22 protein-coding genes are annotated in these 24,642 nt (G+C 67.6%); 10 read left to right on the forward strand and 12 right to left on the reverse strand.

Annotated features, from left to right (window positions below):
• Positions 1-62: 62 nt before the first annotated feature.
• The 4 genes from ACDH77_RS02460 to ACDH77_RS02475 form a co-directional block, all read right to left on the reverse strand.
• The gene (locus tag ACDH77_RS02460; protein ID WP_372353704.1) at positions 63-473 is read right to left on the reverse strand and encodes a DUF2752 domain-containing protein; all 411 of its coding nucleotides are present in this window, start codon (positions 471-473) and stop codon (positions 63-65) included.
• Positions 473-817 (reverse strand): CD225/dispanin family protein, encoded by a 345-nt coding sequence (locus ACDH77_RS02465; protein ID WP_005920117.1) that lies wholly within the window; start codon positions 815-817, stop codon positions 473-475. Before ACDH77_RS02465 ends, ACDH77_RS02460 begins: the two co-directional genes overlap by 1 nt.
• Before the next feature lie 463 nt (positions 818-1,280).
• Entirely contained in the window at positions 1,281-3,203 is a 1,923-nt protein-coding gene (locus tag ACDH77_RS02470) for an MFS transporter (RefSeq protein ID WP_078538382.1), read from the reverse strand.
• Positions 3,204-3,271: 68 nt separating this feature from the next.
• The gene (locus ACDH77_RS02475; protein ID WP_014089204.1) at positions 3,272-4,174 is read right to left on the reverse strand and encodes a LysR family transcriptional regulator; all 903 of its coding nucleotides are present in this window, start codon (positions 4,172-4,174) and stop codon (positions 3,272-3,274) included.
• Positions 4,175-4,271: 97 nt separating this feature from the next.
• Between ACDH77_RS02475 and ACDH77_RS02480 the strand changes: the two genes are divergently transcribed.
• Positions 4,272-5,462: an MFS transporter gene (locus tag ACDH77_RS02480; protein ID WP_008574013.1), complete on the forward strand. Its 1,191-nt coding sequence runs from the start codon at positions 4,272-4,274 to the stop codon at positions 5,460-5,462.
• Positions 5,463-5,593: 131 nt separating this feature from the next.
• On the opposite strand, the gene yccS is transcribed toward ACDH77_RS02480, so the two are convergent.
• The 4 genes from yccS to purH all read right to left on the reverse strand — a co-directional run bounded on the left by yccS (position 5,594) and on the right by purH (position 11,748).
• A complete protein-coding gene (gene yccS / locus ACDH77_RS02485; RefSeq protein ID WP_372353705.1) occupies positions 5,594-7,807 on the reverse strand; it encodes a YccS family putative transporter in 2,214 nt (737 codons plus the stop codon).
• Positions 7,808-7,966: 159 nt separating this feature from the next.
• Positions 7,967-9,262 (reverse strand): phosphoribosylamine--glycine ligase, encoded by a 1,296-nt coding sequence (purD, locus tag ACDH77_RS02490; protein WP_071118105.1) that lies wholly within the window; start codon positions 9,260-9,262, stop codon positions 7,967-7,969.
• A 32-nt stretch (positions 9,263-9,294) separates the two neighbouring features.
• Positions 9,295-10,140 (reverse strand): hypothetical protein, encoded by an 846-nt coding sequence (locus tag ACDH77_RS02495; protein ID WP_071118104.1) that lies wholly within the window; start codon positions 10,138-10,140, stop codon positions 9,295-9,297.
• A gap of 24 nt (positions 10,141-10,164) precedes the next feature.
• Positions 10,165-11,748 (reverse strand): bifunctional phosphoribosylaminoimidazolecarboxamide formyltransferase/IMP cyclohydrolase, encoded by a 1,584-nt coding sequence (gene purH / locus ACDH77_RS02500; protein WP_008571212.1) that lies wholly within the window; start codon positions 11,746-11,748, stop codon positions 10,165-10,167.
• A gap of 73 nt (positions 11,749-11,821) precedes the next feature.
• On the opposite strand from purH, the gene ACDH77_RS02505 reads away from it, so the two are divergent.
• The 8 genes from ACDH77_RS02505 (at position 11,822) to ACDH77_RS02540 (ending at position 19,792) form a co-directional block, all read left to right on the forward strand.
• A complete protein-coding gene (locus ACDH77_RS02505) occupies positions 11,822-12,439 on the forward strand; it encodes a CDP-alcohol phosphatidyltransferase family protein (protein ID WP_008571211.1) in 618 nt (205 codons plus the stop codon).
• Between the two features lie 84 nt (positions 12,440-12,523).
• Entirely contained in the window at positions 12,524-14,284 is a 1,761-nt protein-coding gene (locus tag ACDH77_RS02510) for a bifunctional alpha/beta hydrolase/class I SAM-dependent methyltransferase (RefSeq protein ID WP_031420858.1), read from the forward strand.
• Positions 14,281-15,618 carry a phosphatase PAP2/dual specificity phosphatase family protein gene (locus ACDH77_RS02515; protein WP_372173270.1) on the forward strand — a complete coding sequence of 446 codons (1,338 nt, stop codon included), beginning with the start codon at positions 14,281-14,283 and terminating at the stop codon, positions 15,616-15,618. The genes ACDH77_RS02510 and ACDH77_RS02515 overlap by 4 nt, the downstream gene beginning before the upstream one ends.
• Positions 15,615-16,061: a hypothetical protein gene (locus tag ACDH77_RS02520; RefSeq protein WP_008571207.1), complete on the forward strand. Its 447-nt coding sequence runs from the start codon at positions 15,615-15,617 to the stop codon at positions 16,059-16,061. Before ACDH77_RS02515 ends, ACDH77_RS02520 begins: the two co-directional genes overlap by 4 nt.
• Entirely contained in the window at positions 16,058-17,554 is a 1,497-nt protein-coding gene (locus ACDH77_RS02525) for a TIGR04222 domain-containing membrane protein (RefSeq protein WP_338338910.1), read from the forward strand. The genes ACDH77_RS02520 and ACDH77_RS02525 overlap by 4 nt, the downstream gene beginning before the upstream one ends.
• On the forward strand, positions 17,554-18,192 hold the full coding sequence (locus ACDH77_RS02530; protein WP_008571205.1) for a CDP-alcohol phosphatidyltransferase family protein: 639 nt from the start codon (positions 17,554-17,556) through the stop codon (positions 18,190-18,192). The genes ACDH77_RS02525 and ACDH77_RS02530 overlap by 1 nt, the downstream gene beginning before the upstream one ends.
• Positions 18,189-18,821 carry a lysophospholipid acyltransferase family protein gene (locus tag ACDH77_RS02535; RefSeq protein WP_008571203.1) on the forward strand — a complete coding sequence of 211 codons (633 nt, stop codon included), beginning with the start codon at positions 18,189-18,191 and terminating at the stop codon, positions 18,819-18,821. The genes ACDH77_RS02530 and ACDH77_RS02535 overlap by 4 nt, the downstream gene beginning before the upstream one ends.
• A complete protein-coding gene (locus tag ACDH77_RS02540) occupies positions 18,818-19,792 on the forward strand; it encodes a phosphatidate cytidylyltransferase (RefSeq protein ID WP_071117433.1) in 975 nt (324 codons plus the stop codon). The genes ACDH77_RS02535 and ACDH77_RS02540 overlap by 4 nt, the downstream gene beginning before the upstream one ends.
• Before the next feature lie 222 nt (positions 19,793-20,014).
• Here the strand turns inward: ACDH77_RS02540 and fis are convergent, their stop codons facing one another.
• The 3 genes from fis to ACDH77_RS02555 form a co-directional block, all read right to left on the reverse strand.
• Positions 20,015-20,287 carry a DNA-binding transcriptional regulator Fis gene (gene fis / locus ACDH77_RS02545; RefSeq protein WP_002804983.1) on the reverse strand — a complete coding sequence of 91 codons (273 nt, stop codon included), beginning with the start codon at positions 20,285-20,287 and terminating at the stop codon, positions 20,015-20,017.
• Positions 20,288-20,392: 105 nt separating this feature from the next.
• Entirely contained in the window at positions 20,393-21,763 is a 1,371-nt protein-coding gene (locus ACDH77_RS02550) for a DUF3426 domain-containing protein (protein WP_372353706.1), read from the reverse strand.
• Positions 21,764-22,083: 320 nt separating this feature from the next.
• The gene (locus ACDH77_RS02555) at positions 22,084-22,461 is read right to left on the reverse strand and encodes a helix-turn-helix domain-containing protein (protein WP_008571865.1); all 378 of its coding nucleotides are present in this window, start codon (positions 22,459-22,461) and stop codon (positions 22,084-22,086) included.
• A gap of 143 nt (positions 22,462-22,604) precedes the next feature.
• Between ACDH77_RS02555 and ACDH77_RS02560 the strand changes: the two genes are divergently transcribed.
• Entirely contained in the window at positions 22,605-23,114 is a 510-nt protein-coding gene (locus ACDH77_RS02560) for a hypothetical protein (RefSeq protein WP_218556522.1), read from the forward strand.
• A gap of 22 nt (positions 23,115-23,136) precedes the next feature.
• On the opposite strand, the gene prmA is transcribed toward ACDH77_RS02560, so the two are convergent.
• A complete protein-coding gene (gene prmA / locus ACDH77_RS02565) occupies positions 23,137-24,057 on the reverse strand; it encodes a 50S ribosomal protein L11 methyltransferase (protein WP_218195942.1) in 921 nt (306 codons plus the stop codon).
• Between the last annotated feature and the right edge of the window lie 585 nt (positions 24,058-24,642).

The following is a 24,642-nucleotide window of genomic DNA, read 5'->3' on the forward strand; positions in this document are numbered from 1 at the left end:
TGCGAAAGGATGTGTAGCGCGCGTCCGCGTGGGAACCTCGGCGCATCGCGCTTGTTTGCGGTCTAACCCGGCGCCAGCAGCGTAAACGGGTACCACGGCAAATTCCTTGCGATCCAATACATCGGCAAGGCCCATAACCAGAACTTCGGTTCGGACATCACGGCCACCACCGGGGCAAACCAGCGTGCGCGCCAGCCGGCTTTCCAGGCGATCAGGCCGGGCAGGGTGAACAGGCCGAGCACGGCGGCCGGATTCATTGCGAAGGCGCCGGGCAGGTCGAAGTGGACCAGCGCATACAGTGCGCGGGTCATGCCGCAGCCGGGGCAATAGCAGCTGGTGACGGCGCGGAACACGCAGGGCGGGAACGGGCTGTTGCCCGCATTCGGATCGAAGCGATACAGCAACGACACGCCAAGGGCGGCCACGCTGGTGGCCGCCCCCAGTCCAAGCCAGTGGCGTGGACGCAGTTCCATTACTGCATGTGCTGCAACTGCTGCATGTAGTCCATGTAGCCCTGCATGCCGCCGGTGGCCACCATGCCGATGTTGATCAGCAGGCCGATCGCGGCCAGCACGCTGGTCACGATGCACCAGGTCTTGGCGGTGTTGGAGGCGCGACGTGCGCCGTCGATGTCGCCCTGGTTGAGCAGGCCGTTGACCTTGCTGGAAAACACGATCGCCACGATGCCGGAGATCAGCGCCGGGCAGCACAGGCAAAAGCCCAGCACGGTGGAAACGATCGCCCAGATCAGGTGATTCGGTACCGGGCCGGGCGCGGCGCTGGACGAGGGATGGATCGGCGGTGGCATGGCACTCATGGTGAAGCTCCTTGGGTGGTAAACAACAGCGAACTGATGGGTGAGTGGGGTGGATTATCGGGCGCCATGCGCGGCGGCGATGCGCCCGGTGTGCGCTGACGACGGCCGGATGACTCTCATGCGCGCTTTGGCGCGCGTGTGAGCCGGGGCCGGCGTGTCGGTCGCGGCAGCGGCGAGTAGCGTTGCGCGGTGCCGGAGGGCTGCTCGCGCAAGCGAACGGGCGCTCCACGCCTGCGCAGCGAACGAACGCGGTGGCATGCCCATCGCTGCCGGCACAGCCAGCCGCTGGAATGCATGACGCCCGCCGGTCACGGCAGACGCCTCAGGCGCGATGATGTTGAGCACAACGACGTCCCCCCGGTACGACCGGCCGCGTCCGCTTGGCGGCTGCGACGGCAAAGCGTGCAATGGCGCACAGGCTACTCGCGGCGCGCCATGGACGCAAAGCCTGCACCGGCCGGGCTCAGGGCTGATCCTGCCGCAGCGCGCGCACCTGTTGTTCGAGCAGCGCGGCACTGGCCTGATCGCCGGCCACTGCTGCCCCTGCCACCACGTCGATCTGCGCGCGCATCCGCCGCGGCACCCGCATGCGGCCCAGGCGCGTGTCGCGCCGGCTCCACATGCTCGACCACATGCCGCGCAGCGCCATCGGAATGACCGGCACGTTGCGGCGCTGCAGAATCTTTTCCACGCCGGATTTGAAGGGGGCGATTTCGCCATCCTTGGTCAACGCGCCCTCGGGGAAGATGCACACCAGCTCGCCATCGGCCAATGCGGCATCGATGCGGTCGAAGGCCTGCTGCATCAATGCGGGGTCTTCGCGCGCGCCGGCGATCGGGATGGCCTTGGCGGTGCGGAAGATCCAGCGCATGACCGGGATGCGGAAGATCTTGTAGTACATGACAAAGCGCACCGGACGCGGGATCACCGCCGACAGGATCAGCGCGTCCATGTAGCTGACGTGGTTGCACACCAGCAGGGCGGCACCCTCGTCGGGCACGTGCGCGTCGATGTTGCGCGCGCGCAGGCGGTACAACACGCTCACCAGCACCCAGCTGAGGAAGCGCATCAGGAATTCGGGCACCAGGGTGAAGATCCACAGTGCCACCAGCGTGTTGGCGATCGCCAGCGCCAGGAACACTTGCGGAATGCTCAGGCCCGGCAGCGGAATCCGCACCCCGAACAGCACCACCTGCGGCAACTGCAGCGCGATACCGATGACCGCCGCGGCCACGATGAACAACGAGTTCTGGATATTGAGCCCGGCGATCACGCGCGAGAGCTCGGCCTTGGGCGTGCGGCTCTGGATCAGCGCAAACAACGGCACCACGAACAGGCCGGTGAACAGGCCGATGCCGACCAGGTCGATGATCAGCCGCACGCTGCCGGGCTGCTGCACGAACTGGCCGATCGACAGGCCGGTGGCCGGCGCCGCGCCAGGCCGGGCGAAGTACAGGTCCAGCAGGAAGGCGCTGATGCCGAACGCGCCCAGCGGCACCAGGCCGATTTCCACGGTGCGGCCAGACAGGCGTTCGCACAGCAGCGAGCCGGCGCCGGTGCCGATCGAAAACAGCGCCAGCGCGAACACGTACAGGTCCTGCTGGCCGCCCAGGTTGAGCTGCGCATAGGTGGGCAGCTGCGCGGTCAGCACGGTGCCGATGAACCAGAACCAGGACACGCCCAACACCGCGTTGCGCACCGCCAACGTGCGCCGGGTCAAGCGCATGATGGCGCGCGATTCGGGGATGGGGTTCCAGTTGATTTTCAGCTCGGGCGCGCCGGCGTCGACGCGCGGTACCAGCCGCGCCACCAGGTTGCCAGTGACGGCAATCGCGATCACCGCGGTGGCGGCAGCCTCCGGCCCATGACTGCCGGCGATCTGGAAGATCAGTCCGCCGAAGATCATGCCGCACAGGATCGAGATCGATGTACCCATCTCGACCAGGCCATTCCCACCGGTGAGCTCTTCCGGTTTCAGCACCGAGGGCAGGATCGAATATTTCACTGGCCCGAACAGCGTGGACTGCAGGCCGGTGCAGAACAGCGCAATCAGCAGGATCACCATGTTCTCGGTGATGAAGCCCACGGCGGCCAGCGACATGATCGCAATCTCCATCGTGGTGGTGATCACGATGAGCTTCTGCTTTTCCAGCTTCTCGGCGATCTGCCCGGCCAGCGCGGAGAACAGGAAGTACGGCAGGATGAACAATGCCGGCGCCAGGTTGGTATACAGCGTGCGCTGGGCGGCATCGATGCCGAGATAGAACAACAGGCCGATGATGGCCTGCCGATAGACGTTGTCGTTGAACGCGCCCAGCGCCTGGACAGCGAAGAACGGCAAGAAGCGGCGCTGCCTGAGCAGGGCGAACTGACTGTGACCGGACATGCAGTTTCCTTTGCGAACGCGCGCAGCCTAGCAGGCTTCCACGGCGTGCTGTTGGATGGCGGCTGCGTTCAGCGGCTTCTACGTGCCGGCGGCCTGCGTTGCGCGAGCTGGGCGCGCAGCAAGGCCACGAAGGCGCGTGCGGCCGGGCTGGGATCGGGCCGCCACACCGCGTAGGTCAGAAAGCGGTAACGCTCCTTCAAGGCCACCGTGACCACGCCGTGCATGGCCCCGGCCATGGTCTGCGGGACGATGCCCACGCCCAGGTTGGCGGCGACCAGTTCGCGCACCAGATCGGCGTGGGTGACTTCGTACTGCTGGCGTTGCCGCAGGCCCCCGTGCGCAAACGCAGCATCGATGATGCCGCGCACGCCGGCACCGGGAACCAGCCCGGCCATCGGTTCGTCGTCAAGCTCGGCCAGTGCCACCCGTTTGCGTGCGGCAAAGCGGTGGCCCGGTGCCACGATCAAGGCCAAGGCCTCTTCATGCAGCAGCAGGCGCTGCGCCGGCACCGCAAGCTGCGGGCCGACCCCCACCAGGGCGACATCCAGCCGGCCTTCGCCCAGATCGTGCAGCAAGGCCTCGCTCATGGCGGTGCGCAGATGCACGTCCACCCGCGCATGCGCGCTGCGGAACTGCTGCAGCAACGCCGGCAGTTGCACGGTGGTGAGCGAGGAAATCTGCCCCAACGCCAGCCGCCCGCGCACGGTACCCAGGGCCTGCGCCATTTCCTCGTGCAGGCGCTCGGCAGCGCGCAGGGTCTGGCGGGCGTTGTGCAGGAACACCTCGCCGGCGGCGGTGGGCCGCACCTGGCGGATGCCGCGTTCGAACAGGCGTGCGCCGAAGGTCTCTTCGATCTTGGCGACCTGGTGGCTGAGCGCCGATTGCACGGTGTTGCAGCGGCGCGCAGCAGCGGTGAAGCCGCCTTCTTCGGCCACGGCAATGGCAAATTCCAGTTGGCGCAAGGTCAGCATGCAATCTCGAAAAAAGATGGCGACGGTGAAAACAATACATTGGAAAGATGCGTGCCGGCTGCCCACACTGTGCACATTCCTTGACCAGGCAGCAGCCATGCAGACCGAGCCCACCTCCCACCCGCCCTTGCCCCGTCGCCTGGTGCTGCTGATGGCTGCCGCCACCGGGTTGGCGGTGGCGAGCAATTACTACGCCCAGCCTCTGCTGGAAACGCTGGCGCAGGCGTTCGGCATCCAGGTGCGCAGTGCCGGTGCGGTGGTCACCGCGGCGCAGCTGGCTTACGCGGCAGGGTTGCTGTTGCTGGTGCCGCTTGGCGACCGGCTGGAGCGCCGCGGCCTGATCGTGGGCCTGTTCGTGCTGAGCGCGCTCGGGCTGCTGGTGAGCGCCAGTTCGCACAGTTTTGCGATGTTGCTGGTCGGCACCATCGTGACCGGCGCCAGCTCGGTGGCGGCGCAGATCCTGGTGCCGTTCGCCGCCACGCTGGCGGCGCCCCACGAGCGTGGCCGGGTGATCGGCACGGTGATGAGCGGGTTGCTGCTGGGGATCTTGCTGGCGCGCACCGCGGCCGGCGTGCTGGCCGGTGTCGGCGGCTGGCATACGGTGTACTGGATCGCCTCGGTCGCGTTGTTGCTCACCGCCGGGCTGTTGTGGCGCGGGCTGCCGCGCCATCCCGGCAACGCGCAACTGGCGTATCCGCAGTTGGTGGGCTCGGTGCTGGCGCTGCTGCGCGACGATGCGGTGCTGCGTTCGCGCGCGGTGCTGGGCGGGCTGATCTTTGCAGGATTCAGCATGTTCTGGACCACGCTGGCGTTTTTGTTGTCCGGGCCGAGTTATGGCTATGGCACTGCGGTGATCGGCTTGTTCGGCCTGATCGGTGCGGCCGGTGCACTGGCGGCCAATCGTTCCGGGCATTGGTCCGATCACGGCCATGGCGACCGCGTGAGCTGGGGCGGGCTGGCGATGTTGCTGCTGTCGTGGGGCTTGCTCGCGTTTGCGCCGCAGTCGATCGGGCTGCTGATCGTCGGCGTGCTGCTGCTGGATATCGCAGTGCAGGGCGTGCATATCGCCAACCAGAGCGTGATCTATCAGCGCAACCCGGCGGCGCGCAATCGCATCACCTCGGCCTACATCACCTGCTATTTCATCGGTGGTGCCGTGGGGTCGACGTTGGGCACGGCCGCGTATGCGCAGGCCGGGTGGATGGGTGTGGTGATCGGCGGCGCGGTACTGGCTGCAGCGGCACTGGGTTGGGTGGGGCTGAGCGTGGCGCGCAGGCAGTGGAAGTGAGCGTGGCCGGTGGGGCGACGACGCAGCGGTTGCACGCAGTGGCGAATACGCGGCATGGCCGTGTTCGACATCGCTTACCGCATCGAGGCTGCATGTACGGCGCGGCGCCCATGCCTGTCGACCGCTGGCGGCTAGGTCTTGCTGGCCGCCAGACGCGGCGTGTTCTCCGCCGGCGCCGTTGTCACCGCCAGCGCTGCAGCGCGGAGCTTGGGCAGCAGGCGCAGCGTCAATGCCAGTTGGTCGCGCACCAGGCGTTGCTTGGGCGGTAGTTGCACCGGATGGTGTTCCAGCGCTTCGGCGGTGGCCAGTTCTTCGCTTTCGTCGTGCGCCGGCAGCGGTTGGCGTTGGCCAAGGGCGCTGGCGATCTCGCTCAGTGCGCGCTGCAGATATTCGCCGGCTTGCGCGATGGTGGCGTCGTGTTCGCCCTCCAGTGCGGCGCGGTGCGCGCCCAGTGCCGACAGATAGCCGAGCAAGGTGTTGGACAGCGCCAGGAAGCGAAAGCCCGCATCTAGATTGCGCCGATAGCGGCCGGGTTCGCGCAGCATGTTGGATAAGGCCACCGACAAGGCAGCATCGGCGTTGTGCATGTCGCGGCGCGCAATGCGGTAGGGCAGGTCGTCGCGCTTGCCGCTGGCGTACTGCTCCAGCACCTGGGCCAGATAACGCGCGCAGCTGGCGAGCACCGTGGCCATCACCTGGTTCAGCCGGCGGCCCTGCCAGTCGGGCAGGATCAGGAACGAGGCGGCCGCGGCAATCGCGCAACCGATCAGGGTGTCGATCAGGCGCGGCCAGATCAGCACGAAGCCATCGCCCAGCAGGTTGAAGCAGAACAGCGCCATCACCGTGATGCCGGCGGTGGCCAGCATGTAGCGATCGGTGCGGGTGATGAAGAACACCAGCGCGCCGGCCAGCGCCAGCAGCAGCTGCACTTCGGTGGTGGGGAACAGCTGCATCAGCGCCCAGGTGGCGACCAGGCCGATCAAGGTGCCGGCAATGCGCTGCACCAGCCGCAGGCGCGTGGCGCCGTAGTTGGGCCGGCACACGAATGCGGTGGTGAGCAGGATCCAGTACCCGTTGTCGGCGTGGATGGATTGCATGATGGCGTAGCCCACCAGCAGCGCGATGGCCATGCGCAGGCCATGGCGGAACAGCACCGAGCCGGGCGTGAGTTGCTGCACCAGCCGCGCGCCCATTTCGCGCAAGGTGTGCGGCGAGGAATCGCGTAGCCGGGTGTCGAGGTTGTCGCTGGTGGAATCGGATTGCGCCGCTTCCGACAACCTGCGTTCGATGCTCTGCAGATTGGTCACCAGCAGCTCCAGCGCGCCGAGCAGGCGGGCCAGTGCGGGGTCGGCGCTCGCGTGCAGATAATCCAGCGATTGGCGCAGGTCTTCGGTGGCCAGGCGGCTGCTGTCGCCGTAATCGAACGGTTGGCGCAGGCGAATCGCCTCGCCCAACGCCGCGCACGCCTTGCCTTGCAAGGCGAGCAGGCGCTGGCAGCGATACAGCACGTCGCTGTGGAAGAACGCGTCGGTGAGCGCCTCGTAGGGATAGTGCGAGGAGCTGGCGCGCTCGTGGAAGTCCTGCGCCATGTAATACAGCCGGAAATACAGGCCCGATTGCACGCCCGGCCGCCCCGAGCGGCCGAAGCGGCTCATGATGGCGGTCTTGGCCGCATTGAGCGCGCCGACCACCTTGGCGTTCTGTTCGGCCAAGGCCAGCCGGCGTGCATGCAGGTCGCTCTGGCGCACCGGTTCGAACAGATCGGCCTTGAGCTTGAGGTAGCGGCCCAATTCGAAAAACAGCCGCGACAGCCGCTCGCGCACCGGGCGATTGGCGAACAGGATGGTCCACAGGATCGACAGCACGCCGTACCAGGTGGTGCCGATCAGCAGCAGCGTCGCGCCGTGCCAGGCGACCAGCGGATCGCGGCTGCCATGCTGGTCCATGCCGATCATGGCGTAGATCGACAGGGCCACCGTGGCCTGCGCGATCGAGGCATAGCGCTCGCCCAGTGCGCCGAGCAGGGTCAGCGAGAACGTAGCCAACGCCATGCCCAGCACGAACGGCAGCGGATACGGAAACAGCACCACCACTGCGGCGGCGGCGGCGGCGAAACACAGCAGCGAGAGCAGCACCGATTTGATGCGGCCCAGCCAGTTGTCGTCGGTTTCGGCAATGGCGCTGGCGATCGCGCCCAGAAACAGCGCCGGCACCGCAGTGAGCTGTTGCCAGTGCCAGCACACGCCCATCGCCACCGCCAGCGCGATGAACACACGCAGGCCATAGCTGGCCTTTTCATGGGCCCACAAGCGGCTTAAACGGGTTTCGAAGGAGGGAGTGGCCACAGTCTCTACAAGGCAGGGAGCCCGGGCATTATTGCCGCAGCCACGCGCCGCCGGTGTGGATGGCGGCTAGTTCTTTGTCAGTAGCCGCACGGTGCCAGGCGCCGCAGGTGGCCCGCGCCGGTATCGGCAGGATGCCTGGTGGTTGCAGGCGCGAGGCGCTTAGCCCTGCGCTGCTTGCTCGCGGGCGATGGCCCGCCAGCCGATGTCGCTGCGCTGGAAGGCGTTGAGCCAGTGGATCGGCTCGAGGCCAGCATAGGCGTTGCGCTGGGCGTCCTGCACGCTGTCGCCGAGCGCCGCAACGCACAGCACGCGGCCACCGGCGCTGATGACCTCGCCGGCAGCATTCAGCGCAGTGCCGGCGTGGAAGACCTTGGCGCTGGCCGGCACCGCGTCCAGCCCGGTGATGATCTCACCGGTGACCGGGGTGTCCGGGTAAGGCTTGGCGGCGATGACCACGCCCAGCGACGGGCGCGGGTCCCACTGCGCGTGCGCGCCATCGAGCCTGCCGTCGATGGCCGCGTCGAGCAGATCGACCAGATCCGACTGCAGGCGCAGCATTACCGGCTGGGTTTCCGGGTCGCCGAAACGCACGTTGAATTCGATCACCTTCGGCGCGCCGTGCGCGTCGATCATCAGCCCGGCATACAGAAAACCGGTGAACGGCACGCCATCGGCGATCATGCCCTGCACGGTCGGCTCGACCACCTCGCGCATGACCCGCGCATGCACCTCGGGCGTGACCACCGGCGCCGGCGAGTAGGCGCCCATGCCGCCGGTATTGGGGCCGGTGTCGCCGTCGCCGACGCGCTTGTGGTCCTGGCTGGTGGCCATCGGCAAGGCGTGTTTGCCATCGACCATGGAGATGAAGCTGGCCTCTTCGCCGTCGAGGAATTCTTCGATGACCACGCGTGCGCCGGCATCGCCGAACGCATTGCCCGAGAGCATGTCGCGCACCGCGTCTTCGGCCTCGGCCAGGGTCATCGCCACGATCACGCCCTTGCCGGCAGCCAGGCCATCGGCCTTGACCACGATCGGCGCGCCTTTCTCGCGCACATACGCCAGCGCGGCGTCGACTTCGGTGTGCACGGCGTAATACGCGGTGGGAATGCCGTGGCGGGCGAGGAAATCCTTGGCGAAGGCCTTGCTGCCTTCCAGCTGCGCGGCCTTGGCGGTGGGGCCGAAGATGCGCAGGCCGGCGGCATGGAAGCGGTCGACCACGCCCAGCACCAGCGGCACTTCCGGGCCGACCACGGTCAGCGCGACGGCTTCGCGCTGCGCCAGCGCGAGCAGGCCGTCCAGATCATTGACCTTGATCGCGACATTGCGGCATTTGGCTTCGGTGGCGGTGCCGGCATTGCCCGGTGCCACCAGCACCTCGCGCACGCGCGCGGACTGCGCGATCTTCCAGGCCAGGGCATGTTCACGGCCGCCGGAGCCGATGACGAGGATTTTCAAGGCAGTTGCTCGCTAGTACGGGGGAAGGGGCGTTACCTGCAGCCTTCGCGCTGCAGTGCATTGGGAAACGGGTAGGTCCAGGTCTTGGTGTCGAGCGCGAAGACGTGGGTCTTGTCCAGGGCCACCCCGCAATCGCTGCCGTGCTCGCGGATGCGCAGCGGCCAGGTGCGCGCCTGCGGCGCGCTGTTGTCCACCTCCAGCGCGAAATCCACGTCGAAGGCCTCGGCAAGGCATTGCGCCTGGGTCTGGTCCGGCTCGCGCGCGTCGTCGTCGCAGGCCAGTGCGCCGCTGTTGTCGATGTGCGCCCGCAGCGAGCCGGCATTGACCAGGCCCTTGGGCCCGGGCACGACCAGATCCTGCGATTCGAGGATCAGGCCCTGGCCCATCCAGAAACTGTGCACGGCAAAGCCGTAGAAATCGCTGCCCAGGCGCAGGACGTCCACGCTGCCTGGCTGGCCGGCGCTGCCGTAGCCGTCGGCGAGCCGTTCGGCCACGACCTTGAAACCGTCGCCATCGCCGCGCAGCACGAAGAAATCGATGAGCCCCGGATTGCCGTGGCCGGCATCGCTGAGGCTGTGGCAGACCGCCAGCAGTTGCTGTACCTGGTCGCCCACCACCACCGGCTGTTCGGCGCAGACTGCGCTGTCGGCCTTGAAGCCGTCGGCTTCGCCGCTCCACTGCGCGGCCAGGCCGGCCTTGGCGCCGTAGCGCGTGCGCAAGAACCCATCCAGCCGCTCGGTGCGGCTCAGACGGGGGCCGTCGCTGGGCGCGGCAGGTGCCGCGGCGCCCGGCGCCGCAGCGGGCTCAGGCGCCTGCTTGCACGCGCTCAACAGCGCGGCGGTGGCAAGAAACGCGGCAAAACAACGCAGACGCTGCATCGACCTATCCCTGTGTCGGTGACATCAATGCCGGAAATGGCGCACGCCGGTGAACACCATCGCGATGCCGTGTTCGTCGGCGGCGGCGATCACCTCGCCATCGCGCATCGAACCGCCCGGCTGGATCACCGCCTTGATGCCGGCCGCAGCCGCCGCATCGATGCCGTCGCGGAACGGGAAGAACGCATCGGACGCCATCACCGAGCCGGCCACGGTGAGCTTGGCTTCTTCGGCCTTGAGCGCGGCGATCTTGGCGCTGACCACGCGGCTCATCTGCCCGGCGCCCACGCCAATGGTGCGGCTGTCCTTGGCATAGACGATCGCGTTGGATTTGACGTACTTGGCCACGCGCCAGGCAAACAGCAAATCGCCCAGTTCTGCCTCGTTGGGCGCACGTTGGGTGACCACGCTCAACTCGCCCAGCGACATGCTACGGTTGTCGGCCGACTGCATCAGCAGGCCCGAGCCGATCCGCTTGGTGTCGTAGTTGTTCAAGCCATTGCCGTGCGGAATCTTGAGCACGCGCACGTTGGCCTTCCTGGTGGCGTATTCCAGCGCGCCGGCCTCGTAGTCGGGCGCGATCAGCACTTCGACGAACTGGCGGTCCAGAATGGCCTTTGCCGTCGCTGCGTCCAGGGTCTTGTTGAACGCCAGGATGCCGCCGAACGCGCTGGTGGGGTCGGTGGCGTAGGCCAGTTCATAGGCATCGCCGCAGCCCGCGCCCACCGCCACGCCGCAGGGGTTGGCGTGCTTGACGATCACGCAGGCCGGCGCGTCGAACTGGCGCACGCATTCCCACGCTGCATCAGCATCGGCCAGGTTGTTGTAGCTCAGTTCCTTGCCTTGCAGCTGCTGGAAGGTGGCCAGCGTGCCCGGCACCGGATACAGGTCGCGGTAGAACGCGCCGGACTGGTGCGGGTTCTCACCGTAACGCAGGTCCATCACCTTGACGAAGTTGGAATTGATCTGCGCCGGGAACGGGCTGCGCGTGGGCACCGCCTCGCTGCTGTCGGCCACTGCCGAGAGATAGTTACTGATCGCCGCGTCGTACTGGGCCACGCGATTGAACGCAGCCACCGACAGCGCAAAGCGCTTGGCCGCCGACAGCTGCCCGTCGTTGGCTTCCAGCTCGGCCAGCAGGTCGGCGTACTGCGCCGGGTCGGTGGCCACGGCCACGCGCGCGAAATTCTTGGCCGCGCTGCGCAACATCGCCGGGCCGCCGATGTCGATGTTTTCCACCGCATCGGCCAGGGTGCAATCGGCTTTCACCGTGACCGACTCGAATGGATACAGGTTCAATACCAGCAGGTCGATCGGCACGATGCCGTGCTCGGCCATCACCGCTTCGTCGACACCGGCGCGCCCGAGCAGGCCGCCATGCACCAGCGGGTGCAGGGTCTTGACGCGGCCATCCATCATTTCCGGGAAACCGGTCAGCTCGGCAACGTCCTTCACCGGCAGGCCGGCCTCGCGGATCGCCTTGGCGGTGCCGCCGGTGGACAGCAGCTCGACGTTGCGCGCCACCAGCGCGCGGGCCAGGTCGATCAGGCCGGTCTTGTCGGAAACGGAGAGCAGGGCCCGGCGCACGGGCAGGAAATCAGAGGCCATCGGTGGGGGATGTCGTTGCGGAGCAGCCGATATTGTAGGCTGCGCCAGCGCTCGAATGGACTCAACACCCCGTATGGCCTCGATCTACGCATTGAAGGGACGCTTCCAGGCGCTGCTGCGGCCGATGGTGGGCGCGCTGTATCGCGGTGGCATCACCGCCAATCAGGTCACGCTGGGCGCAGCGGCGGTGTCGCTGATGGTGGCGGCGGTGGTGTTGCGCGGCGGCCCCAGCTGGCCGCTGCTGTATCTGCTGCTGCCGGTGTGGATGCTGCTGCGCATGGCGCTCAATGCGGTGGACGGCATGCTGGCGCGCGAATTCGGCCAGCAGTCGCGGCTGGGCGCTTACCTCAACGAGCTGTGCGACGTGGTGGCTGATGCGGCCTTGTACTTGAGCCTGCTTGGCGTGCCCGGTGTGAGTGCGCCCTGGCTGTGGATCTTCGCGCTGCTGGCCGCGCTGACCGAGTACGCCGGCGTGCTCGGCCTGATGGTCGGCGCCAGCCGCCGCTACGACGGGCCGATGGGCAAGAGCGACCGCGCCTTCGTCATCGGCGTGCTGGGCGTGGGCCTGGCTTGTGGCTGGCTGGGTGCGCGCGGCGTCACCTGGGTCGCCATTGCCGTGAGCCTGGCCTGCGCGGTCACGGTGTGGCGGCGGGTGCGCGCCGGCCTGGCGCAGGCGCCCGCAGGCACCTAGCGATCCATTCCCGCAGCAACGCCGCTGGCCGCTGCGCTGTGGTGATCTCTGCGATTCAACCTTTCGACTTTTCAGGATGCTTCGATGCGCACAGTGCTAGAGCGCGAGTTCGTCAGTTTCGATGGTGTGCCGCTGTTCTACCGGCACTGGCCGTTGCACGATGCCGCTGCCACCGGCACGCCGAAGGCGGTGGTGCTGCTGCATCGCGGCCATGAGCACTCTGGCCGTGTGATGCATCTGGCCGAAGAACTCGACATGCCCGACGCCCAGTTCTTCGCCTGGGACGCACGCGGCAACGGCCGCTCGCCGGGCGTGCGTGGCGATGCGCCGGGCTTCGAAGCGCTGGTGCGCGATCTGGACAGCTTCATCGCGCATCTTCGCGCCACCCACGGCATTGCGGTGCAGGACATCGTGGTGATTGCGCAGAGTGTGGGCGCGGTGGTGGCCGCCACCTGGGTGCACGATTACGCCCCGCCGCTGCGCGCGCTGGTGCTGGCATCGCCGGCGTTCAAGGTGAAGTTGTATGTGCCGTTTGCACGCCCCGGGTTGGCGTTGCTGCATGCGCTGCGCGGCAACTTTTTCGTCAACAGCTACGTCAAGCCGCAATGGCTGACGCATGATCCGGCGCGCGTGGAAAGCTATCGCACCGATCCGTTGATCACCCGTCCGATTTCGGTGCGCGTATTGCTCGGTCTGTATGCGGCAGCCGATCGCGTGGTGGACGATGCACAGGCCATTACCGTGCCGACCCAGTTGCTGGTCTCCGGTGAGGATTTTGTGGTGCATCGCGGCCCGCAGGACCGCTTCTACGAAAACCTGCGCTCGCCGATCAAGCAGCGCCACTGGTTTCCGGGGTTCTTCCACGACACTTTGGGCGAGCGCGATCGCGCGATGGCCATCGCGCACATTCGCCAGTTCGTCCAGGCGCGTTTTGCGCAACCGCCGGTGCGCGCCGCGCTGGGCGATGCACACCGTGCCGGGCCCAGTTTCGAAGAGGCCGAACGGCTGGCCTGGCCGCCGCAGCGCAATAGCCTGCAGGACCTGCGCTGGCGTGGCGTGCGTGCCGGCCTGCGCCTGGGTGGCAGGCTCTCCGAGGGCATCGCGCTTGGTCTGCAGACCGGTTTCGATTCCGGCAGCACATTGGATTACATCTACCGCAATCAGGCGCGTGGTCGCGGGCCGTTGGGGCGCATGATCGACCGCACGTATCTCAACGCGATCGGCTGGCGTGGCATCCGCATCCGCGGCAGCCATCTGGGCGAATTGCTGCGCGATGCGGCGGCGCGCTTGCGTGGCGCCGGCAAGCCGGTGCGCGTGCTGGATGTCGCTGCCGGGCACGGCCGCTATGTGCTCCAAGCGCTGGGCAGCGGCGCACAGCGTGCCGATGCGATCGTGCTGCGCGACTTCAGCCCGCTCAACGTGACCCAGGGCACGGCGCTGATCCAGACGTTGGGCGCAGGCGATATCGCCCGCTTCGAACAAGGCGATGCGTTCGACCCGGCAGCGCTGGCCACAGTGCAACCGGCACCGACGCTGGCGGTGGTGTCGGGCCTGTACGAGCTGTTTGCCGACAACGACCAGGTCGCGCGTTCGCTGGCCGGCCTGGCCGCGGCGGTGCAGCCGGGCGGTTATCTGCTTTACACCGGCCAGCCCTGGCATCCGCAACTGGAATTCATTGCGCGCGCGCTGACCAGTCACCGCGATGGCGTGGCCTGGGTGATGCGCCGGCGGAGCCAGCAGGAGATGGATGGCCTGGTGGAAGCGGCGGGCTTTCGCAAGGTGGCGCAACGCATCGATGCGTTCGGCATCTTCACCGTCTCGATGGCGCAGCGAATCGACGCATGAGCCACGTTGCCCGCCCATCCGGCCGTGCCGCGCTGTGGCTGGCGTTGCTGGGACCGTTTTTCTTCCTCAGCTACGGCCTGGCCAACACGCTGGCCGGGCGGGCGACGCATGTGCCATCGGTGGTGTTTGGCTGGGAACACGGCATGCCGTTCTGGCCGTGGACCATCGTGCCGTACTGGTCGATCGATGTGTTCTACGCGGTCTCGTTCTTTGTCTGCCGCAACCGCCGCGAGCTGGACACGCATGCACTGCGCTTGCTCAGCGCCCAGCTGATCTGCGTGGCGTGTTTCGTGTTGTGGCCGCTGCGCTACAGCTTCGTACGGCCGCAGACCGAGGGCGTGTTCGGCTGGTTGTTCGCGGTGCTGCTGGGCTTCGACAAACCCTTCAATCAGGCGCCGTCGCTGCACATCGTGCTGCTGGTGGTGCTGTGGGTGCGCTATGGGCAGCATCTTTGCGGGGTGTGGCGCTGGTTGCTGCATGCCTGGTTCGCATTGATCGGTGTGTCGGTGCTGACCACGTATCAGCATCACTTTCTCGATATTCCTACCGGACTCGCGGTGGGCTGGCTCTGCGTGTGGCTATGGCCGGAGCGGGTCGCCGCACCATTTGCGCAGGCACGGTTTGCACGCGACCTGCGCCGTTGGCGCCTGGCCGCGATGTATCTGGCCGGCGCGCTGGTCAGCGCTGCGCTGGCGCTGTGGAGCGGCGGTGCAGCACTGTGGTTGCTGTGGATCACCCTGGCCTTGCTGCTGGTTGCCTTGAATTACGCGCTGCTCGGGCCGGGCGGATTCCAGAAGCGCAGCGATGGGCGCCTGAGTCTTGCAGCCCATTGGTTGTATGCGCCGTATCTGTTGGCGGCATGGTGCAACTCCCGGCTCTGGACACGGCGTGCGCCGTTGCCGCGCGCGGTGTGCGATGGCGTGTGGCTGGGGCGGATTCCGTTGCCCGGCCAGCGCGACAAGCGTGCCGCCGTGGTGGACGTGTCTGCAGAGCTCTCGTTGTACGCCGCGCAGGCGCAGGACCGTGTGGTGCCGATGCTCGATCTGGTCGCGCCGTCGCCGGCGCAGCTGCGCGAGGCCGCGCAGGCGATCGCGCAGGCGCAGGCGATCGGGCCGGTGCTGGTGTGTTGTGCATTGGGCTATTCGCGCAGTGCTGCCAGTGTGGCCACCTGGCTGGTGCGCAGCGGTCGCGCCCAGGACGTGGATGCGGCCATCGCACAGTTACGCGCCGTGCGGCCGTCGATCGTGCTCGGGCATGCGCATCGCGCGGCGATCCTGACGGCATGCGACGGTCATGACGGTGGCGACGACATCCCCGAACGGAGAGCGCAATGAATATCGCCCCGCTGACCTTGGCGGCCATGCGCGCAGTGCTGCGGCAAGGTGCAGCATTGGACCGCCTCTCACTCCTGCTGCTGGCAGCGGCCATCGGCTTGCTTGGTGTTGCGCAGGCGCCGCCGTTGATGCAGTTGAGCTATGCCATCAGCATGCTTGCGGGCGTGCTGCAGCGCTATTGGGCGTTTCGCGTGGGCCTGGATGCCGACCTGCTGGCAGCCTCCATCGCGCATCTCGAACGCTGCGGTGGCACCGGGCAAGACGCCGCGCACCAGCTCGATGCGGCGATGCATGCGATTGGCCTGATACCAAAGCTTTCGCCCACCCGCGACTGGGCATCGCGCTGGACCGGCATGCGCCGCCTGCTGCGTTGGCAGCTGGCAAGCGTGGTGGTGCAACTGCTGTTGGTGGCTGCCGCGCTCGCTCTCAGGATATTCGGATGAGCAACCAACCCGATTTTGCTCGGCGCGAACCGCGCCATGCCACGCCAGCGCAGCGGGCGCTGTGGCAACGGCTGCAGGGCTATCGTTTTGGCCAGGACGAAGCAGCGTTTGCCGCCTTCGTTCGGCGCGTGGCCAAGCAGGCACAGTGCAGCACCGAACAAGCGCAGGCGTTGGTGGAGGAGTACCGCCGGTTCTGTTTTCTTGCCTGCACCGACACCGTCGACGTCACCCCCAGCCCGTTGGTCGACCAGGTCTGGCACACGCATCTGACCGACACCCGCGAGTACTGGCAGCAGTTCTGCCCGCACGTGCTGCAGACCACGCTGCATCATCAACCCGGACGCGGCGATGCCGGCGAAGAGGCGCGTTTCCAGGCGCAGTACCGCCAGACGCTGGAGCGTTACCGCACGCAGTTCGGCGAGCCGCCGGCGCAATGGTGGCCTGTGGCGCGACCGCCGCAATCGACGCTGGATCCGCTGCACGGCCACACTGCCGAACAGACCTTGCAAGCCTTGCGTGGAGCGCCGCGGTCAGCTGGGCCGCAGCGCGGTGTGCCACATGCCGTGGTTGTGTGGGCAATCATCGCGGTGGCAGTGGGCATGGTCTGTCACTCAGCCAATGGCGGGGCGCTGTCGCCGCTGCACTGGCGCGGTGTCTATTTCCTGCCGCTGTTCATCGCGCTGATCGGTCTGGCCTGGTCGATGGCGGCATGGTTGCGACGGGTGCTGCGACGCGGTCGCACCGCAGCAGCAGTGGATGCCAGCGAGCTTGCATATCTGGGCGGCGGTGCCGATCGCGTGGCCGACCTGTGGTTCACCGAATTGCTGGTGCGCAATGCGGTGTATCTGGAGCGCGACGCAACCGAACCGGCACGTCGCTGGGTACGTTGCCACCGGCAGATTGCAGTCCCGCCTGCGCTGGAGCCGGCACTGGAAGCGGTGCGCACCACCGAAGACCCGGTGTGGGCCTTACGCGCGTTGCGCGCGCTGGCCGCACCGCTGGAGCAGCGCTTGATCGACAAAGGCCTGTGGCTGAGCCAGGCGCAGGCACGCGCGGTGCGCCTGGCATGTACCGTGCCGGTGGCGCTGGTATGGGGGCTTGGCCTGTGCAAGCTGGTCATCGGCGTGCAGGGCAACCATCCGGTGGGCTACCTGCTGTGTCTGATGGTGCTGACCACATTGCTGGTGCTGGGCTTTGCGCTGGTGCCCGTGCGGCGCACGCTCGGCGGCGAGGCCCGCCTTGCGACACTGCGTCAGACGCGGCGACGCGATGCGGCGCGCAACGGCGGTGATCCAGGCGAGGCGGTGGCGCTGTACGGCACTGCGGCACTGATCGGAACCGCTTGGGCCGACTACCACAGCCTGCGTGCGCCGCATGGTCACGCCGGTGGCAGTGGCAGCAGCTGCGGCGGGGGTGGCGGCGACTGCGGCGGCGATGGTGGTAGCAGCGATGGTGGCGGCGGCTGTGGCGGCTGCGGCGGAGGAGGCGACTGATGCAACACGGACAGCGACAGCGGCAGTTGCTTTGGGCGCGCGTGCTGCGCGGACGTGGCGCCACGCCCAATGGCGTGTCGTGGGTGGGCATCGCATGTGCGGCGTTGGCCGGGCTGATGTTCTACATCGGGTTGAGCGCGCCTGCGCGCGAAGGGGCCATGCCGCTGCTGCTGGCGGTGCTCGGGATGCAGGGGCGGCTGTGGTGCAACCGCATGGATGGCGTGCTGGCGCGCCAGGCGCGCATGGTCGCGCGCGCCGGTGAGGTCTACAACGACGCGCCCGATCGGTTGTCCGATGTGCTGGTCTGCGTGGGCCTGGGCTATGGACTGCAGGCCGGTTTGCCGTGGGCTGCGCAACTGGGGTGGGCGGCGGCGCTGTGCTGCGTGACCACCGCATACGTGCGCATGCTGGGCCTGGCCTGCGGCACGCCAGAGCCGCGGCAGGGGCCGATGAGCCGCGTGCAACGCATGCAGTGGTTGTCGCTGGCAGGCGCGCTGGCCTTGCCGCTGCAATGGATGGGCCAGCCGCGTCTTGCGGCCTGGCTGCTGATCGGAGCACTGGCGGTGTTGATCGCCGGTGCCTTGCTGACGGTGGCAGTACGACTGCGCACGATCGTGCGCACCCTGGAGCAGAAATGATTGCCCGTTTGATCGCGCGCGCTTGCAGCGGCGCCATTCGTACCTTGACCGGCGCGCGTGCGCTATGGCGCGGTTGCGCGCCCTCCAACGAGCGTCGCGTGTATTACGGCAACCATGCAAGCCACGGCGATTTCGTGCTGATCTGGTCATCGCTGCCAGCCAGCCTGCGGCATGAAGTGCGCCCGGTGGCGGCGGCCGACTACTGGCAGCGTACCGCCCTGCGGCGCTACCTGATCCACGCGGTCTTCAACGGCGTGTTGATCGAACGCGACCCGGCGCAGCGCACGCGCGACCCGATCCAATGCCTGTGCGATGCGGTGGACGCCGGCGATTCGTTGATCCTGTTTCCCGAAGGCACGCGCAACCCGGACGACGGCGTGCTGCCGTTCAAGAGCGGGCTGTATCACCTGGCACGGCAACGCCCGGAACTGGAGTTCGTGCCGGTGTGGATCGATAACCTCAAGCGCGTGATGCCCAAGGGCAAGTGGTTGCCGTTGCCGCTGCTGTGCACCACCACCTTTGGTGCGCCATTACGCCTGGATGCGGACGAAACCAAGGATGCGTTTCTGGCGCGTGCACGTGCGGCGTTGCTGGCGTTGTCGCCCGATCAGTTGGAGGCGCGCGCATGAGTCTATATGTGGACAGCGGGCAGCTGCAGCAGTCTTCGATGCATCAGCAGACGCTGTGGCTGTTCAGCGGTATCGCGCTGGTGCTGGTCATCGCCACGCTGATTTCCGAAGCCCTGCGTTGGCGCGCACGCGAACGCCCCAGCGCAGTGCTGGACAACCTGGTCGCCCGTATCCGTGCGTGGTGGGTGATGGCTGCGGTGGTCGGCCTTGCGTTCGTGTTTGGCCGCGCCGGCGTCATCGGCTTGTTCGCGCTGGTGTCGTTGTTTGCGCTGCGCGAGTTCATCACCTTGACCCCGACCCGGCGCGGCGATTACTACGCGTTGTTGGCCGCGTTCTACATCGTGCTGCCGTGGCAATACGGCCTGGTGTGGACCGGCTGGTACGGCATGTACACCTTGCTCATTCCGGTCTACGCGTTCTTGGTGTTGCCCATCCTGGCCACCATCGGCGGCGACACCACGCGCTATCTGGAACGCACCGCCAAAGTGCAGTGGGGCCTGATGATCTGCGTGTTCTGCATTTCGCATGTGCCGGCGCTGTTGAACCTGGACATTCCCGGCTATGCCGGGCGCAATCTGCTGTTGATCGCCTTCCTGGTGATCGTGGTGCAGTCTTCGGATGTGCTGCAGTACGTGTGGGGCAAACTTGCCGGCCGCCATTTGATCGCGCCGAAATTGTCGCCGTCCAAAACGGTGGAAGGATTCATCGGCGGCGTGTTGTCGGCCAGCCTGCTCGGGATGGCGCTGTGGTGGATCACCCCGTTCGCGCCGTGGCATGCCTTCGGCCTGGCGTTGGTGGCCAACCTGATGGGATTTTTCGGCGGGCTGGTGATGTCGGCGATCAAGCGCGATCGCGGCATCAAGGACTGGGGCCATATGATCGAAGGCCACGGCGGCGTGCTCGACCGCCTGGATTCGGTGTGCTTCGCCGCGCCAGTGTTCTTCCACCTGATCCGCTATGGATGGGCGTGACCGCTTGTCACATCGCTCGTCATGAAATCGCAACACGTGCATCGCGTGCGGTTGGCAATCTGCAGCATCGGATCGGCGCAGCGCGCGCCGGTCGGCCGCCGCATCTGGCCAACCGGAAAGCTGACCCGCACGAAACCACGCTGTGACCGGTAACCCGTGCGCGCACCGTCTGCCAGAAGCACGCTTTTACGATTCCCGATTCCCGATTCCCGATTCCCAAGCCTACGTCAGCCCGTACTCTTTGAGCTTCTTGCGCAAGGTTGCCCGGTGAATGCCCAGCATCGCCGCGGCGCGGCTCTGGTTGCCTTCGCAGTGGTTGAGCACTTCGACGAACAACGGGATCTCCATCTCGCGCAGCACGATTTCGTAAACATCGTCCGCGTCGCTGCCGTCCAGGTCGCGCAGATAACGGCGAACGGACTGGGCCACGTGTTCGCGCAGGGGCGACTTCGGGGCGCCACGACTGGTGTCAGGACGAGAGGGGGCTGCGTTCAAAGGAGGTTCCCAGTGTCACGAAGCCGGGACGCGTGGCCGGCGAGGGGGAGTGAGTCTAGCGCGTGACCTCATCGCTCGCCACGCCCATGTGGCGGTCGCGCCCGTTCACCGGAAGTCGAAACTGAAGGCGGCGGTGCTCGCGGCCGGTTCGCGTACCCGGAACGCGACCTGCACCGCCTGACCCGGCGCCAGCGTGTCCTGCGCCGGCGGCGATGGTCCCAGATACTCCTGCGGCGACAGGATGCGGGTACCGATCACCCGGCCGTCGGCATCGGACAGCGACAGCTGCAGCCACGGCCAGGCCTGTGCCCAGCGCGCGTCGTTGCGGAAGCTGGCCTGGATCTGCAGCACCCCGGCCACACCGGGCAGCGGCCGCACCTCGCGGTTGAGCAGGGTCAGCGCCTCCGGCTCGCGCCAGGCCGGCAAGCTGCAGCGCGCCAGCGTGCAGGCCGCGCCGACCAGCGGCCGCAAGCGCGCGTTGGCGGCCAGGTGCGCGCGGTCGGCGATGACGATCTGCAACCCGAGCACGCCGACCAGCCCGACCAGCAGCGCCCACTGGCGCCCGCTGGCGCGTAGCCGCGGGCGGGTGACGCCACGCCGCGCGAAGGCGGGTGCGGCCAAGGCGGGCGCGGGCAGGGGCTGCAGTTGCACGGCAGTGGTACGGGGCTGCGCGATGCCGGCATCGGACTGCGCGTGCTCGCCTGCCAATGCGCTGGCTGCGCCGGACTCGGTGGTTGCCGGGTCGGGATGGCTGGAGGGGCGGCCCGGGTGCGACTGGCCGTCGGCTGTGCCCGCCGACCGCTCGCTGGCGCTGGTGTCGGCCTGCGTTGCGGCTGTCGCCGTTGCCACAGCTGGGGTAGATCCCGCAGACGCTGCTGGCGTTGCGACTGAAGCCTGGCGCGCGGGCGTTTCTGCCAGCGCCTTCGGCGTGCCCGGCGCATTCTGAAATGCCAGATCTGCATCCGCCGAGGCGCGTAGTGCCCGTTGCTGCGCTGAATTCGATGGGCCAGGTGCCGCCCGCGCGGTTGGGTGCCCGAGGTCGTCAGCATCGGTCGCGGCCAGCCCGTCGTCGGCCTGGGTATCGGTGGCGGCCGACGCCGAGCGAGGTGGATCGAGCATCGCATCAGGAACGTGTCCGGCCGCGGGCGCGCTCGCCGAAGCGGACGGTGTCGCGGTGCCGGGCGCGGGCAGTGGCGTCTGGCCGGACACCGGCGCCTGGAGACCATCGTGCCCGGACATGCCCGTTGCGCGCTGCGGCGACGAAGCAACCGCGGCAGCAGGCAATGGCACACGTGGTGCCGGCTGCGCATCCACCTCTGGCGCTGGCGCTGGCGGCAACGCAGAGCCCGGGGCCGATGTGGCCTGCTCGGCCGGCTCCGCAGGCGGAACCACCGGGGTCGGAACCAGCGGCGGAGCAGCCGGCGTCGCACGCAGGAACGTGGCCAGGGGGCGGCGCGGTGGCGGAGTCTCGGACATCGGCAGGCGTGCAGCGGGAAGACCCCTATTCAACCACGCGCACGTCCAGGGGCGAACCTGTGCCGACGGCGATGCGGTCAAGCCGCCGCGCGCATGCCTGCAGGTGTTCGTCTCCGGCCCAGGTGGTCATGGCGGCGTCTGCGTCGATGCCCACGCAACGCACGCAGCGCGTGCCTTCTCCGAAAAAGGGCCGCCGCCACGCCCATGCAAGCCGACGAGGACGCCCGGGCGCCTCCAGGATCAGGAGGCCACAGCCAGCGGAATATCGCCTTGAAATCTCGGTGCCGGTTGCGTCGGCTCGCCGATTCCCGATTCCCGATTCACCGCCTGCGCCGCGTCTTCCCTTCAGCCAGCAACAGATCCAACAGGCCGGCGCGCTGGCGCGGCGTCAGGGTATCGAAGCGCGTCAGCAGCACGCGTTGCTGGTCATCCAGGCGGCGGTACTGCGCCGGTTCTTCGGCGATGGCCGACACCGGCGGGCCGAACACGCGGTCGCCGCGGCCGGTGGCCAGGTATTCGAACGCCATGCCGCTGCGCCTGGCCAGGCCGATCAGGTTTTCCACCGACGGTGCGGTGCCTTCGGCCATCTCCCATTGCGCCACCGCGCTGCGGGTGACACCCAGCTCGCCGGCCAGGGCTTCCTGGGTCAGCTTGGTGAGGCTGCGGGCTTCGCGTACTCGTTCGTACAGCTTGCTCACACGGCACCGTTGGAGGGCAGGCAGGGGCGGGAGATATAGCCCTAGCAGCGCCTGGAGATAGTTCGTATAACTTTCATATCGCCATATGTTTGCGATACTGTCGGTGGATCAATGATGGCTACATCACAGCGAACTCAAGGAGGATGTTCATGGTCGAGCCTGCCGGTCGAAAACCCGACCCCCAGCGGCGCAGCCCGCCCCCGCACGCCGCGCCCGCAGACGTGCCGTGGCCGGCCCATTCGCCGCTGGACCCTGCGGTGAGACGTTTTCGGGGCGCGGCCCGGTACGCGATCTGGCGGCGTGGCCACGAGTGGACGGCCGTGGCCGATGGTCCGCAGTGGTCAGCGGCGCTGGCACCGCGGGTCTGGGCGCTACGGCAGCGGCACTGGCCGTTGCTGGCGGTGAGTGCGCTGATGCTTGTGGTTGCCGGCGCAGTGGCGCTTGCAGGTGTATGGGCGTGGTCGCCGGTGGCCTGGACGGCGCTGCTGGTGGCTGAGATGCTGCTGCGGGTCTGGGTGGCCCGGCAGGCCGGGCCGTGGCGCACGGCGGCGCTGCAACGCGACGGCTGGCAACCGGTGACCCGGTTGCGGGCGATCAGCGTGGCCGATGCAGTGACCACCGCGCAGATTCGCGCCGGCCGGCCACGGCGCTAGCCGGCGTGGACGATCAGCCGGATCAGCCGCGGCGCACGCCGTCGATCCGCATCCAGTCTTCGTCGCGTTCGCAGCGCAACTGTTCGAACCAGGGGGCGTAGCGTTTGAGCAAGTCGTCTTCCTGGCCGTGCAGGATGCCCGACAGCGCGATCCGTCCGCCCGGTGCTACGCGCGCGGCCAGGGTGTCGGCCAGGGCGTCCAGTGCCGAGGCCAGGATGTTGGCCACGACCACCTGGTAGGTCTGCACCGGTTCGTCCTGCGGCCTGTAGACCGTCAGCTGCGCGTCCACACCGTTGCGTTGTGCATTGTCGGCGGTCGCCAGCAGCGCCTGCGGGTCGTTGTCCACGCCGACCGCGCCGGCGGCGCCCAGCTTCAGCGCGGCGACCGCCAGGATGCCCGAGCCGCAACCGAAATCGAGCACGCTGCGGCCCTGCAGCTCGCCGCGGCCGGCCAGGCTGTCCAGCCAGCGCAGGCACAGCGCGGTGGTTTGATGGGTGCCCGAGCCGAACGCCAGGCCCGGGTCCAGCCGCACCACGGCAGCCCCCGGGGTGTCGGCGGCTTCGGGCAGCGCGTGATTCCACGGCACGATGAAGGTGCGTTCGCCAAACTGCATCGGCTTGAACAGGTCCATCCAGGCGCGTTCCCAGTCGCTGTCTTCGACCATGCGAAACGCCACCTGGCTCCAGTCCAGGCCCGGATCGAAGGCTTCCAGCGCTGCCAGCACCACCAGCGCGTCGCTGTCGCCATCGAACAGCGCGGTCATCGTCAGCCGGTCCCACAGCGGCATTTCGCCCACGCCCGGTTCGAGAATGGCGCGCTCGTTGCTGGTATCGGCATCGGCGTCGAGCATGGTCACCGCCAGTGCGCCCACATCGTCCAGGGCGTTCTGGAAACGGGGCAGGGTGACCTCGGAACAGGAAAGCGTCAGTTCAAGAAACGGCATCGTGGCGGTCGGGCAATTCGAAAGCACGCATCCTAGACCATTCGTGTCGGCGTGCCTGCCGCGCTGCAGGCGACGGCGTTCGCAGCCGCCGTCGCTTCGGCGGTGTGTCTTGCCCATGCGTGCGGTGAAAACTGCCTTGCTGATCAAGATGCGTCCGCCGCCAGGCAGACGGCGTGCTGCTGGCGAATGGACGACTGCCCGGTGCGACGGTGCCAAACAGCGCATCTGCGGCTGGATGTGGTGCCCGGCGGATGGCTGTAGGCCGATGCCGCCACGCCTGGGACTGAACCGATGATGCTGCTGCGCAATCGGGCACGGGCTTGGTCGACGGCCGCGTCGAGCAACCAGGAAGAGGCGTTGCATCTTTGCGAACACGCGCAATCGCGTGCGCAGACAGCTGCGTGATGTGCTGCCGTGTTGCGTACCACCGTGCAGCGCGATGTGTGCGGCACGCTGCGTCCACCGATGACGCAACAGCGCTGCAGCTGGGCATCGCAGCGTCGGCGAGTGATGTTGCCAGAGGACAGGCTCGCTCGAAGCGGCGCTCTCCAACATGCGCTGCTATCGGATGCCCAACCGGCGAAG

This window comes from Xanthomonas axonopodis pv. maculifoliigardeniae, from assembly GCF_041519315.1.
GTDB lineage: Bacteria > Pseudomonadota > Gammaproteobacteria > Xanthomonadales > Xanthomonadaceae > Xanthomonas > Xanthomonas euvesicatoria.

Coding starts and splice junctions, on each gene's coding strand:
- ACDH77_RS02510 (WP_031420858.1), top strand. CDS start 12,524: ATGCGCACAGTGCTAGAGCGCGAGTTCGTCAGTTTCGATGGTGTGCCG.
- ACDH77_RS02480 (WP_008574013.1), top strand. CDS start 4,272: ATGCAGACCGAGCCCACCTCCCACCCGCCCTTGCCCCGTCGCCTGGTG.
- ACDH77_RS02475 (WP_014089204.1), bottom strand. CDS start 4,174: ATGCTGACCTTGCGCCAACTGGAATTTGCCATTGCCGTGGCCGAAGAA.
- ACDH77_RS02535 (WP_008571203.1), top strand. CDS start 18,189: ATGATTGCCCGTTTGATCGCGCGCGCTTGCAGCGGCGCCATTCGTACC.
- ACDH77_RS02495 (WP_071118104.1), bottom strand. CDS start 10,140: ATGCAGCGTCTGCGTTGTTTTGCCGCGTTTCTTGCCACCGCCGCGCTG.
- ACDH77_RS02515 (WP_372173270.1), top strand. CDS start 14,281: ATGAGCCACGTTGCCCGCCCATCCGGCCGTGCCGCGCTGTGGCTGGCG.
- ACDH77_RS02530 (WP_008571205.1), top strand. CDS start 17,554: ATGCAACACGGACAGCGACAGCGGCAGTTGCTTTGGGCGCGCGTGCTG.
- ACDH77_RS02550 (WP_372353706.1), bottom strand. CDS start 21,763: ATGTCCGAGACTCCGCCACCGCGCCGCCCCCTGGCCACGTTCCTGCGT.
- ACDH77_RS02520 (WP_008571207.1), top strand. CDS start 15,615: ATGAATATCGCCCCGCTGACCTTGGCGGCCATGCGCGCAGTGCTGCGG.
- ACDH77_RS02560 (WP_218556522.1), top strand. CDS start 22,605: ATGTTCATGGTCGAGCCTGCCGGTCGAAAACCCGACCCCCAGCGGCGC.
- prmA (WP_218195942.1), bottom strand. CDS start 24,057: ATGCCGTTTCTTGAACTGACGCTTTCCTGTTCCGAGGTCACCCTGCCC.
- ACDH77_RS02540 (WP_071117433.1), top strand. CDS start 18,818: ATGAGTCTATATGTGGACAGCGGGCAGCTGCAGCAGTCTTCGATGCAT.
- ACDH77_RS02465 (WP_005920117.1), bottom strand. CDS start 817: ATGAGTGCCATGCCACCGCCGATCCATCCCTCGTCCAGCGCCGCGCCC.
- ACDH77_RS02470 (WP_078538382.1), bottom strand. CDS start 3,203: ATGTCCGGTCACAGTCAGTTCGCCCTGCTCAGGCAGCGCCGCTTCTTG.
- ACDH77_RS02525 (WP_338338910.1), top strand. CDS start 16,058: ATGAGCAACCAACCCGATTTTGCTCGGCGCGAACCGCGCCATGCCACG.
- ACDH77_RS02505 (WP_008571211.1), top strand. CDS start 11,822: ATGGCCTCGATCTACGCATTGAAGGGACGCTTCCAGGCGCTGCTGCGG.
- ACDH77_RS02460 (WP_372353704.1), bottom strand. CDS start 473: ATGGAACTGCGTCCACGCCACTGGCTTGGACTGGGGGCGGCCACCAGC.
- purH (WP_008571212.1), bottom strand. CDS start 11,748: ATGGCCTCTGATTTCCTGCCCGTGCGCCGGGCCCTGCTCTCCGTTTCC.